Annotated in this window: 9 protein-coding genes; 4 read left to right on the plus strand and 5 right to left on the minus strand. The window is 37.0% G+C overall.

The genetic code is table 11. The annotated features are described in order from the left end of the window. Positions 1-5: 5 nt before the first annotated feature. From BZG02_RS04305 to BZG02_RS04315, 3 genes are all read left to right on the plus strand, one after another. Positions 6-479 (plus strand): TRAP transporter small permease, encoded by a 474-nt coding sequence (locus BZG02_RS04305; protein WP_101260165.1) that lies wholly within the window; start codon positions 6-8, stop codon positions 477-479. Beyond that, complete coding sequence (locus BZG02_RS04310; RefSeq protein ID WP_101260166.1) at positions 479-1939, plus strand: TRAP transporter large permease; 1461 nt, start codon at positions 479-481, stop codon at positions 1937-1939. The genes BZG02_RS04305 and BZG02_RS04310 overlap by 1 nt, the downstream gene beginning before the upstream one ends. Before the next feature lie 130 nt (positions 1940-2069). Further along, positions 2070-3122 carry a LacI family DNA-binding transcriptional regulator gene (locus BZG02_RS04315; RefSeq protein ID WP_101260167.1) on the plus strand — a complete coding sequence of 351 codons (1053 nt, stop codon included), beginning with the start codon at positions 2070-2072 and terminating at the stop codon, positions 3120-3122. 22 nt (positions 3123-3144) lie between these two features. Here the strand turns inward: BZG02_RS04315 and BZG02_RS04320 are convergent, their stop codons facing one another. The 5 genes from BZG02_RS04320 to BZG02_RS04340 all read right to left on the minus strand — a co-directional run bounded on the left by BZG02_RS04320 (position 3145) and on the right by BZG02_RS04340 (position 10292). After that, entirely contained in the window at positions 3145-4098 is a 954-nt protein-coding gene (locus BZG02_RS04320; RefSeq protein WP_101260168.1) for an ROK family protein, read from the minus strand. A gap of 116 nt (positions 4099-4214) precedes the next feature. Next, positions 4215-4862: a carbohydrate-binding family 9-like protein gene (locus BZG02_RS04325; protein WP_180335629.1), complete on the minus strand. Its 648-nt coding sequence runs from the start codon at positions 4860-4862 to the stop codon at positions 4215-4217. A gap of 65 nt (positions 4863-4927) precedes the next feature. Then, complete coding sequence (locus BZG02_RS04330) at positions 4928-7255, minus strand: glucosamine-6-phosphate isomerase (protein ID WP_101260170.1); 2328 nt, start codon at positions 7253-7255, stop codon at positions 4928-4930. Positions 7256-7512: 257 nt separating this feature from the next. Continuing rightward, positions 7513-8790 (minus strand): sugar MFS transporter, encoded by a 1278-nt coding sequence (locus BZG02_RS04335; RefSeq protein WP_101260171.1) that lies wholly within the window; start codon positions 8788-8790, stop codon positions 7513-7515. A 269-nt stretch (positions 8791-9059) separates the two neighbouring features. Beyond that, positions 9060-10292 (minus strand): ROK family protein, encoded by a 1233-nt coding sequence (locus tag BZG02_RS04340; RefSeq protein ID WP_180335630.1) that lies wholly within the window; start codon positions 10290-10292, stop codon positions 9060-9062. 239 nt (positions 10293-10531) lie between these two features. On the opposite strand from BZG02_RS04340, the gene BZG02_RS04345 reads away from it, so the two are divergent. Further along, positions 10532-11992, plus strand: a complete 1461-nt coding sequence (locus BZG02_RS04345; RefSeq protein WP_101260173.1) for an aminoacyl-histidine dipeptidase — start codon at positions 10532-10534, stop codon at positions 11990-11992. Positions 11993-12096: the final 104 nt, after the last annotated feature.

Consider the following 12096-nt stretch of genomic DNA (forward strand, 5'->3'; position numbering starts at 1 on the left):
AACTTATGACATTCAAAAATCAATTAGATCGAATACTCGAAAAGTTACTCATTAGCCTCATGTGCATATTGGTACTCGACGTACTTTGGCAGGTATTAAGCCGTTACATATTGGCTTCGCCAAGTTCTTTTACCGACGAGTTAGCAGGATTTTTACTCATTTGGGTTGGCTTATTGGGAGCTGCTTATGTTGCTGGCCAAAAACAACATTTAGCAATCGATTTGCTCCTGCAAAAATCAGCCCCAGCAAAGCAAAAACACTTGCTTCGTTTTATTAATGTGTGCATCGCTCTTTTTGCTTTAGGTGTAATGATTATTGGCGGAAGTTGGCTGGTAATTACCCGTTTTCAATTTGAAGTTAGCTCCGCCGCCTTACAAATTCCTTTGGGCTACATCTACCTTGTTTTGCCCCTTAGCGGATTAATTACCCTTTACTACTCAATTGTATTTATTGTTGAACCATCAGAAGAATTGAAATAATGGAATATTTAGGAATTATTGTTTTAATCACATCATTTTTATTCTTGCTGATCATTGGAGTTCCAATTGCCTTTAGTATCGGAATATCAGGAATACTAACCATGCTGGTAAGTATTGATTCACTACCTGCATTTGCCACTTTTGCACAAAGAATGGCCACAGGTTTGGATAGTTTTGCATTGCTAGCCATCCCCTTTTTCATACTAGCAGGAAACATCATGAACAGCGGTGGAATTGCCATTCGCTTAATCAATTTAGCCCGTGTTTTGGTAGGCCGATTGCCAGCAAGTTTGGCTTTTGTGAATGTATTTGCCAACATGTTATTTGGTGCAATATCAGGTTCGGCGGCAGCTTCAGCATCGGCTATTGGAGCCATTATGGGACCACAAATGAAAAAAGAAGGCTACGACGAAAGCTTCAGTGCTTCTGTGAACATTGCATCTGCAACAACAGGCTTGTCCATACCTCCGAGTAATATTCTTATTGTGTATTCATTAGCCAGTGGCGGTGCTTCCATTACCGCTCTTTTCTTAGCCGGATATATTCCTGGAATCTTAACCGGTTTTTCGATCATGCTAACAGCAATGAGCATCTCCATTTATCAAAACAAAGGCATTAGTGCCATGTTTACCAGCTTATTTAAAGTTTTTATTGGTATTGCTCTTATCCTTTCGGTGATTTATGGATTAAATCTACTTAAAGCAGGTTCGGCAACTGCATTTAAAGGCCTTAGCACTACTCTAGCGCTGGCTACACTTGGTTTTCTTGCCTACAAATTGCGAAATAAAGGAGCAGGAATTAAAAGAGGATTGAAAATTTTATGGCAAGCCATTCCGAGTTTATTTTTACTGATTATTGTAATTGGTGGAATTATAGCTGGATTTTTTACGGCCACCGAAGCATCTGCTGTAGCTGTTCTTTACGCGCTGATTTTAAGCTTAATCTACAAAGAAATTTCGATTAAAGACATTCCAAAAATTGTACTTGGCTCGGTAAAAACAACGGCCATTGTATTAATTCTTGTTGCTACCTGCATTGGTTTATCGTGGATTATGGCCTACGAAAATATTCCACAAAATGTAAGTGCCGGTTTATTAGGACTAAGCAATAACCCAATTGTTATTTTATTGCTGATTAATTTAATTCTACTATTCGTTGGTGTTTTTATGGACATGACACCTGCCGTACTCATTTTCACGCCAATTTTTTTACCCATTGTGATAAATTTAGGAATCGATCCTGTTCATTTTGGAATTATTATGGTTCTAAACCTTAGTGTAGGCCTTTGTACGCCACCCGTTGGCTCCGTTCTATTTATTGGCTGTAGTGTAGCAAACATTAAAATTCAACAGGTGATTAAACCGTTGCTTCCCATGTTTATTTCCATGATTGTATGTTTATTATTGGTAACCTACATTTCTGATTTAAGCATGTTTTTACCCAACTTTTTTGGTTTTTAAGTGAATATAAATGTGTTAATACTCTATTGATATGCATAGAACTCTTACTTTTGTTTCTCAATTGTAATTGTAAACTTTCTTCTCAGAATAAACAAAGCTTCGATTCTGAGTGTTAAGAAAAAGGAATTAAATGGCGAAAATTCGTATTAAAGATATTGCTGAACAGGCTGGAGTATCAGTAGGAACGGTAGATCGTGTTCTTCATAACCGAGGAGAAGTTGCAGAAGAAACCAAAACTAAAATTTTGGAAATCGCGAAAGCAAACAACTATCAACCCAACCTAATCGCCAGAGCACTCACCTCTAAAAAAAGATGTGTTTTTGCATCATTATTACCCAGTCCAACCGAAGAGGATGTCTTTTGGCAAAGCCCCTTAGATGGAATAAATAACGCCACTTTGGAACTGGAACAGTTTCAATTAAAAGTTGAAAATTTCTTTTTCGAACACTATGACAAATCCGATTTTATCAAAAAAACCGAAAAAATCCTTGAACTTCAACCTGAAGGAGTTATTTTTCCCCCTATATATAAAAATGAAAGCAAGGAATTTGCAACAAAACTAGAAAAACTAGGCATTCCTTTTGTGTTTTTAGAGTCGAAAATAGAAACCTGCAACTACTTGGCTTATGTAGGCAGCGATGGGTACCATGGAGGCCGTGTTGCAGCTAATCTTATCGATTTTGGAGTTGCAGACAATGATGATATACTTGTTCTCAACTTAGCAAAGGATTTGGAGAATATCCATCACCTAAAACAACGAACACAAGGCTTTCTTGATTATTTTATGGATTATGGTAAAAATCAAGGATCAAAAATTACCATGGAAATCCCATCAACAAATAGTATGGAAATTCAAGAGAAACTCGATTCTATACTTAGCAGCAACAACAATATCAAAGCTATATTTGTTACGGGATCTAAGGTGTACAAAATAGCTCAATACTTAATCAAAAATCAAATAAAGAACATTTCTCTAATTGGTTTTGACCCCATCGATCAAAACATCAAGTATTTAAATCAGGGTGCAATTAATTTTCTTATTGGACAACATCCCTACCAACAAGGCTTTAAATCTGTTAAAACATTATTTGAACATGTTCTTTTAAATCATGACATTGTAAAAGATGAAATACTACCAGCTGATATTATCACGAAAGAATCTTATCAACTAAATAAAGCTTAATGAAATTTTAGAAACCATCAACTTAATTCAAATCGTTCCAGATTAAAGCCGCGGCACCAAGAACTGCAGCATCATCGCCTAATTCGGAAGGCAGCAAACTAATTTTATTCTTATATAAGAATAGTAAATTCTTTTCCATAGCCTCACGAACAGGCTCAAAAAGCAGTTCGCCAGCCTTGGCTAATCCTCCAAAAAAGAATATTGCTTCCGGACTAGTTACCGAAGCTACATTCGCCAATGCTTCCCCTAACATTTTACCAGTATAGGCAAATACTTCCATAGCCAATAAATCCCCTTTGTTGGCGGCATCGGCAACCATTTTCGCAGTCAATTCATCAAATGGAATTGCGCGCAAAGAACTATCACCCAAATGTTTTGCCAACATCTTATAAGCAGTTCGTTTTACTCCGGTAGCTGAAACATAGGTCTCTAAACAACCTCTTCGCCCGCAACCACATTCGCGTCCTTCTGGCCGCATAATTATGTGCCCAACTTCTCCGGCAAATCCATCATGTCCGTAAAGTAAATCGCCATTTACAACAATTCCACTTCCTAAACCAGTACCTAAGGTTATTACCATGAAATCGTTCATTCCTTTGGCTCCACCAAACATTCGTTCCCCAAGAGCGGCGGCATTAGCATCGTTCGTTAGCTTTACTGGAACCTGCAATTGTTCTTCCACCATTTTAACCAGTTCCAACTCCCCCTTCCATCGAAGATTTGCGGCATTTTCAATGGTTCCTGTTCTGTAATTCCCATTCGGAGCACCAATACCTACACCAATCAGTTTAAGATCTTCACTTGAATCATTAATCGTCTTTTCGATTAAATTACACAAGTCATTCAGGAAATCCTCAAATCGTTCTTGCTCCTGAGTAGGAATACTTGCATTTCCCCACGATTTTCCGCTTGCATCAATACAAGAAAAAAAAGTATTAGTTCCACCTATATCAATACCAATTGCTATATCTGTCATTATAATTTATTCTAATTTGCTTGCCAATAAAAAATAGTCCTATTACTACTCCTATTTTGCTGGTAAAAAGTAAGGCGCACACACAAATTACTTGGCAAAGTTAGTTTTTTCTTTTGTTAGTCTTCGAATTTCAACTTTCCAAATGATGATGGAATATGAAAATCAGGCTCTTTAGAATCCGGTTTCACCCAGGAAATCCATCTTAAATCGGCATCTCCACCTTCTTCCGGTAATTTCATGCAGTATGCCCGATACAAACCAGCTTCTAAAGTGTGATTTTTTAATAATCCCAGTTCTACTAACGAGGACAGTTTTATGGCACCTTCAACCACATAAGTAGTGCCATTTACCGAAGCTTTTACTTCCAGATCTTTAGAGTCAGGCCATTGCCATTCGTAATCAAAATCACGATAATAGCGAGTAAGATAATCTAAAACTCTGCCTCGGGCATCCATCTCCAAACAATAATATGGATTCAGTTCCTCATCTTTTCTAAAAAATATTTCTACCCGATCGCTATGTACAACCTCCATCTTATGATCCTGATCGACGAAAGTGAGTACATCCTCATCCTCGACATCATAACGAAAATAAAAATATTCCTCATCGTGCAAAGCTCTAAAATTAGTTTTTGGAGCTTTCTCCTGTTCCCATGGATACGTAAAATCTGAATTCAAATTAGCCATTTCCCATACAGGATGCATTTCTTTTCCTGTAATTTCTAAAAGACTATGCTTTATTCGCTTTACGACATATTCTTTCATAAGCATCAAAAAAAAAGGATCGAAAGACAAAAGCCCTCCGATCCAAAGGTATTTATGTGTGGTACTTAAAACGGATTTTCTTCCACTGCTTTTTCTAAGTCTTGTGCCATAGCAACAAACTCATCGGCGGTCATTTCTTTCATATACACCAACCCATGTGTAGCACGCACCAATGGGTGGTTGTTTTCGTAAAAGAAATTCTTACCTAAAAGCAATTGAATTTGTTTTAACTGTTGCACCCAAACCTTTTGGGTTAACTCGTTAAATTTGCCATCGTATTCATAGCTTGGGAAAGAGGCATTTACCTGACTCATATAACTTTCGGAAAATGAATTTTCCATCACATCCAAAGCATTTAAAGAAACAGGAACAATAGAATCGGCTTCGGAAGGATGGTATTTAAACCATACATTTCTATATCCAACAATACGAAGTTTCGAAAGATCTTCCTCTTCTTTCCACTCTTTAACCGCACCAGCAATGGCTTGTAATACTTTATAATGCGTATCGGGTCCACTACCTTCCGGATCCATAGCCAAGCTGATAATTGTTGGTTTTAATCTTCGAAACTCTTCCAATACAGGAAGCATATCTCTATTTTTTTCAGGAAGTTCGGTAAACACATCTCCTTTATAAAAACCCAAACGCAGGTGATGAATATTTTTAACCGGAGTACCAAAATGAGCCCAAACCAGTTCCTCTTCAAACTCACGAATCATTCCCTTCATCTTTTGAACTTCAGGAGAATTTTTTCCTCCATCGTAACTGCTTTCTAAATCACTAATTACAAAAGCAATTACCTCATTCAGATGCTCTTTGCTGTTTACTTTCCAAGTTTCAACAATAGAACGAATAACACGATGGCACAAACCTCTTCGTTTTCCATTTTGATTTCGAGCAGCAACTGAATTTAAGAAATGATAAACATCTTTATCCCACTTTTTGCTATATCCTACTTCGAAAAAATCGGCATACTCCAGCATTTGAATTTCGCCTTTAGCGATAAACTCCTGACATTCCTTTAATACTCCAATTACAAAACCATTTGTTACTGCGGTAAAACCGGATGTAAGCACCGAAAAATGAACATCATTCGTTGCCGAGCGCATCTGGCGATTGGTGTATGGCATTATTCCCAACATGATATCATCATGATGTGGACCAGTATGATAAATTACCTCATTGGTATCGGGCTTCATGCCTTTTTCCAACTTCTTTTTGATGGAATCAATAACAAGCTGAACAGTTCCTGCATTTAAATTTGGAATTTGACTGGTGTACGGATCGGCTTTTAAATCATCCATAGTTATATGGTGACCATACTTATTAATTTTCTGACAAAGATCAATTACCGCTCTTTCGGTTTTTGAATGCGTCCACTCCCCATTTTTATAAAACTGATTTACACTATCAGTTAACTTACAAGCTGCACCGTTTGTTAGGTAAAAACGACTATTTTTCTGCCGTTGTAATACGGATGCAGGATAAATAGCATTTGGCTCACTTTCCAGTGATCCTTTTACAATATCGGCTTTAGCCTCGCCTGCTGCAAAAATGATTGAAACGGCATTCGGATCATGAGTAATTGTATCTAAACCAATGGTGATTACCAAACGATTTCTGGATACTTCAATTCCTCCCAAATCTCCAGCAGCAACTGCTTGTGTTTCAAAATTTGTTTTGGTTAATCGAGTCGTCGAAAAATGATCCGATCCACGAGTATTAAAAGCGATATGACCATCAGGACCAATTCCTCCAAGGAAAAACCCGATACCACCTTTATCGCGAATTTTTTGCTCGTAAGAAGTACACCAATTATCAATCATGAAAATTGATTTTTGCTGCATTTCTTCCACAACACTTGTTGCTTCGCGGTAACGAAGCGACAAATCGATATTATAATCTGGAAAAACTTCCAGAAAATATTTATTATCTACCAATGGAATTTCATCTGAATTAATCAGTAATGAATTGGCTTTTTCCAAACCAAAACCATCAATATAGTATTTCATCACATAGTTATAAAAACTATTGTGCTGACGTGGATCAATTGGATAAAACTCATCAATTTGAACAAACTGTAAACCGCTCAAATTTGGTTTCGCCATATCTCCAAGTCCATACTGACTGCGAATTTCGATTCCTTTAGGCTTGTTCCAATTCTCGAGAAGAAACTGCGTGTACTTAATAAAATACTCCGGAGTTTTTCCAGTTGGCAAACTAATTACTCCCTGAGGATTTTGTTCCGCCCACTCCAAAAATCGAAGAGATGTCATTAAACCCAACTTTGGGAAATTATCAACCGTTACATAAGGAATCTTAGCTGTCATTTCCGACATTCCCGATAATTCGTGAAATGCCTGTTCTACTTTTGATGTAAACATTGTTTTCATCTGTTTTAAATTTTCATTTGATGATTAAATGAAACTTCAACGAATTAAAAAACCGATCTCTTGTTGGAGAAAAATTGTTCAATCACGAAGCTTTCATTTTCTCTTTTTATTTCTATAATCTCTACCTCTTACTCGTTTAAAACACTTTCTTTTTACAAAAGCTTTCGTGTTTTAAATCTCGCTACCACACGATTAAATACCAGGTTTAGTATCCGAAATAAAATTATATTCCTCTGTTGTAAAATCTACTCATTAAATTATTTCGTCAATTTCCACGACTTTATTTTATATCCTTTAAGCGCATAAAATAAAATGAACATGTAACATGGAATCATAATCCAATAAGCCTGCTGACTACCAAACATATCCGATAAATATCCCCAAGCTAAAGGAAGAAGCGCTCCTCCGGAAATTGCCATAATTAACAATGCCGACCCTGTATTGATAAAGCTACCTAAACCAGAAAGTGCAAGTGGCCAAATTGCCGGCCAAACCAATGCATTTGCCAAACCAAACAGCGCTACAAAAATCACAGAAGTAAATCCCGTAGTAAAAATGGCACCCAAAGCAAATACCATTCCCAGAATTGCAGATACTTTAAGAGCTGTTCGCTGATCAATTACTTTAGGAATAAGAGTTACTCCTAACAAATAGCCAACCACCATAGTTACCATAACATAGGAAGTAAAAGCTTTAGCAGTATCAAATTCAATATTTAAAAACTGTCCATATTTTATAATCATATCCCCGGCAATTACTTCCGCTCCCACATAAAAAAACAGTGCTATAACCCCTAAAATTAGGTGTGGAAATGCCATTATTGACTTCTTTTTCTCTTCTCCATTAGCAGTTTGCTCCTCCTCTTCACTGGTTTCAATCTCGGGTAGTGGAGCCATTCTTACGCCAATTCCCATTAATACCAGCACAAATGTCATTACTATGTATGGGTTAATAACTCTTGCAGCCAAGGCATCTAACTCAACAATTCGTGATGCAGCATCCATTGTTTTTAAACTTTGCACAAAAACATCCGCATCATTTAAAATATAATAAGCTAAAATAAGCGGAGCCATTGCCCCTGCAAATTTGTTACAGATTCCGAGAATACTAATTCTTCTGGCAGCACTCTCTTTGGGACCAATAATAGTTACGTAAGGGTTTGATGCTGTTTGAAGTAAGGCTAATCCGGTACCCATTATAAACAAACCAGTTAAAAAGAGTTCGAATGTTCTTGTTATCGCCGCAGGAATAAAAACAGTAGTTCCAACAGCCATCACAAACAATCCAACCATCATACCATTCTTAAAACCAGTCTTTTTCAAAAGCCAAGCCGAAGGCAAAGCCATAACGGTATAAGCAATATAAAAAGCAAAAGTTACAAACATCGCCTGAAAATCGGTCAGTTCACAGGCTATTTGCAGGTAAGGAATTAAAATACCATTCAGCCAGGTTACAAAACCGAAAATAAAGAACAAGGCTCCAATAATAATCATTGGAAGAATAAAGTTCTTAAAAGAAGATTTAGAAGTACTCATTTTATCTTGTTTAAAGTTTATACCGTATTTATCATCGAACTTAAAACCCCTTTTCCCCGATAGTTTTTCTATTGAGGAGCAGAATAATTTTGAACACATTAAAAAAAGTAACCACCTGCCATACATCACTACTACTACAATGCTCCTATAAAATTTAGAAACGGCAGGTGATTACCTTAACCTATTACAATCAATTCCTGAAAGAACACTACTTCTACAAAAATCTTCAACAAAAAAATGAAAGACCTCAGGAATTAATTTTCATCTCACTACTCTAACCTATTACTTAATACTTTTTTCATTACGCTGGCCATAGTCCCCATTAAAGCTGCATCATCCAGCAAATCGGAACTTACTAATTCCATTTCCGAACTAATCCGATCCATCGCATATTTATTCATCCACATCGTAACGGGATTAATAATAAACTTTCCGGCATGAGCCAATTTTCCACCGATGATAATCATCTCTGGATTTAATAAATGGAGTAAAGTCACTAAACCTTTCCCCAAATACTCACACATCTGATTCAATTGATCAATTGCAAACTGATCTCCTGCTAAAATTGCAGCAACAACAGCTCTTAAATCGATTCGTTTCCCTTCCTTTTTATAGCTAGCTAAAAAACTAGCTTGTCCCTCATCAATCGCATCCTTAATCTTCTGCACTAAAATCTTACCCGATGTTAAAGTCTCCAAACAGCCTATTTTTCCACAACTACACAGTTTCCCATCAGGATCTATTAATATATGTCCAAACTCCCCTGCAAAGCCATTTTTACCACTATATAACTCTCCGTTAAGAATCATCCCCAAACCTATACCATTACTCAAGTTAAGGCACAATACATTCTTTTTATCCTTCGCTTTCCCAAAAGCCTTCTCGCCCAAAGCCATTGTTCTGGCATCATTATCAAGCAAAACTGGAAACCCAAATTGGGAACCCAAATACGCTCCCAAACCTAATTCTGTAAACGATAAATGCGTATGACTAAGTCCATGTTCTGCATCTACCAAACCAGGAATTGAAAACCCTGCGGCCAACACTTTTTCTGGTTTTATATTCCTTGTTTCCAAAGCAATTTTCACTTTTTCAACAATAATTTGTGTGCAGTTCGAAGTATTTTCCAAATCGAACTCTTTATATTCTTCGCGATACACCAGTTGATTGTTCATATCGAACAAAGCGAGACTTAACGAATGCAAGGTAATATCGATACCAACCACATACTGATACTCCGGATTTAAGCAGAATAAATTCGGACGCCTTCCTCCAACCGATTCTCCAATACCACTCTCCAACACCACACCAAAGCCAAGTAAATCATCAACAAGAGAAGCAACTAATGGCTGACTTATTTTTGAAGATTTTACAATTTCAGCAATCGATGCCGCTCCATGATAATACAAATGAGCTACTATTTTTCGATACTGCTCCTGCTTTCTTTTTTTTGCATTTACAGCACCTTGCAGTGTCTTTTCGTATAGAAATTCAAGTTCCAATATCTCTTTCGTTTAAAATTTCAACAAATCTCTTCGGTCAAATATAAAATATTTTTCTGAAGCTATCACTACTTTTATAATATTTTTTAAAAGTAATAATTTGCAACTAAATTTTAGCTTGTATTAAAAATCCTTAATTCCCAATCACTTTTTAGATTTCTCTTTTCGGCTTGATTAAAAAATACTACCTTTAGTGCTCTTGAATAAATAACACTAAAATTTAACGGAGGAATATAATAATGAGCAAAGAAATTTTAAGCCTCGAACCTAAGGCTATTTGGGAAAACTTTTATTCATTAACACAAATACCACGCCCATCGAAGCATGAAGATGCTATTCAGGATTTCATGATGAAATTCGGACAAGATTTGGGATTGGAGACTATTAAGGATGCTGTTGGAAACATCATCATTAAAAAGCCTGCCACCCCAGGTTTCGAAAATCGTAAAGGAGTTGTTTTGCAAGGTCACCTGGATATGGTACCTCAAAAAAATGCCGACACGGCTCACGATTTTGAAAAAGATCCTATCGAAACATTTATTGATGGCGATTGGGTAACTGCAAAAGGAACCACTTTAGGTGCCGATAACGGAATGGGAGTAGCTGCTGCAATGGCGGTTCTGCAAGCTACAAATATCGAACACGGACCGGTTGAAGCTTTATTTACTGCCGACGAAGAAACTGGAATGACAGGTGCTTTTGGTCTTCAAAATGATGTTTTAGATGGTGATATCCTGCTAAACATGGATTCGGAAGATGAAGGCGAATTGTATGTTGGTTGTGCCGGTGGTATCGATGCCAATGTTACTTTTAAATACAAGGAAGATAAACTTGACAAAGGATATGTTGGCTACAAGCTATACATGAAAGGCTTAAAAGGGGGTCACTCAGGAATGGAGATCATTTTAGGTCGAGGAAACTCTAACAAATTATTGTTCCGCTTTTTAAAAGTGGCAACTAAAAAATACAAATTAAGAATGTCTTCTGTTGATGGTGGATCATTGCGTAACGCCATTCCTCGTGAATCGTTTGCAATTGTTGCTATTCCAGAAAGATATACCGAAAAATTCCTTGCCGGAGTTGCCGAATACGAAGCTATTTACAAAGCAGAACTTTCTGCGGTAGAGCCTGATTTAGCATTCTTTGCTGAGCCAACAGATGCTCCAAAGCACGTGTTCAAAAACAAAAGCCAGAAAAACTTAATCAATGCTATTTACGCTTGTCCAAATGGTGTTATTCGCATGAGCGATGCCATGCCAGGATTGGTTGAAACATCAACTAACCTTGCACGTGTAGTAAGCGAGAATGGTGTTGTTACCATTCAAGCATTATTGCGTTCATCAGTAAACTCCGCAAAAGAAGATTTGGGACAAGCAATTATTTCCACTTTTGTATTGGCTGGTGGTAAAGTAAAATTAGAAGGCGAATATCCAGGATGGAAACCAAACATGGATTCTCCAATTTTAAAAACCATGCAGGAAGTTTACAACAAAAAATTCGGAAAAATTCCTGAAATAAAAGCAATTCATGCTGGTTTAGAGTGTGGTTTATTAGGAGCTGTTTATCCTCATTGGGATATGATCTCTTTCGGACCAACTATCCGTTTCCCTCACTCTCCAGATGAGAAAGTAAAAACAGATACAGTCGTTAAATTCTGGGATTTCTTAGTAGAGACACTTAAGAATGTACCGGTAAAATAATACAATCAAATACTGATTTGTAAGGAACGTACGATTGTGCGTTCCTTTTTTTATGGGGTTTCCTTTCAGGTCGGGCTTTTGTTCCAACTCCTCGCTCGTACCTC

The organism is Labilibaculum filiforme (assembly GCF_002843315.1).
GTDB lineage: Bacteria > Bacteroidota > Bacteroidia > Bacteroidales > Marinifilaceae > Labilibaculum > Labilibaculum filiforme.

Excerpts from the sequence above, each read along its gene's own strand:
- BZG02_RS04305 (WP_101260165.1), top strand. The coding sequence starts at position 6 with ATGACATTCAAAAATCAATTAGATCGAATACTCGAAAAGTTACTCATT.
- BZG02_RS04310 (WP_101260166.1), top strand. The coding sequence starts at position 479 with ATGGAATATTTAGGAATTATTGTTTTAATCACATCATTTTTATTCTTG.
- BZG02_RS04315 (WP_101260167.1), top strand. The coding sequence starts at position 2,070 with ATGGCGAAAATTCGTATTAAAGATATTGCTGAACAGGCTGGAGTATCA.
- BZG02_RS04320 (WP_101260168.1), bottom strand. The coding sequence starts at position 4,098 with ATGACAGATATAGCAATTGGTATTGATATAGGTGGAACTAATACTTTT.
- BZG02_RS04325 (WP_180335629.1), bottom strand. The coding sequence starts at position 4,862 with ATGAAAGAATATGTCGTAAAGCGAATAAAGCATAGTCTTTTAGAAATT.
- BZG02_RS04330 (WP_101260170.1), bottom strand. The coding sequence starts at position 7,255 with ATGAAAACAATGTTTACATCAAAAGTAGAACAGGCATTTCACGAATTA.
- BZG02_RS04335 (WP_101260171.1), bottom strand. The coding sequence starts at position 8,790 with ATGAGTACTTCTAAATCTTCTTTTAAGAACTTTATTCTTCCAATGATT.
- BZG02_RS04345 (WP_101260173.1), top strand. The coding sequence starts at position 10,532 with ATGAGCAAAGAAATTTTAAGCCTCGAACCTAAGGCTATTTGGGAAAAC.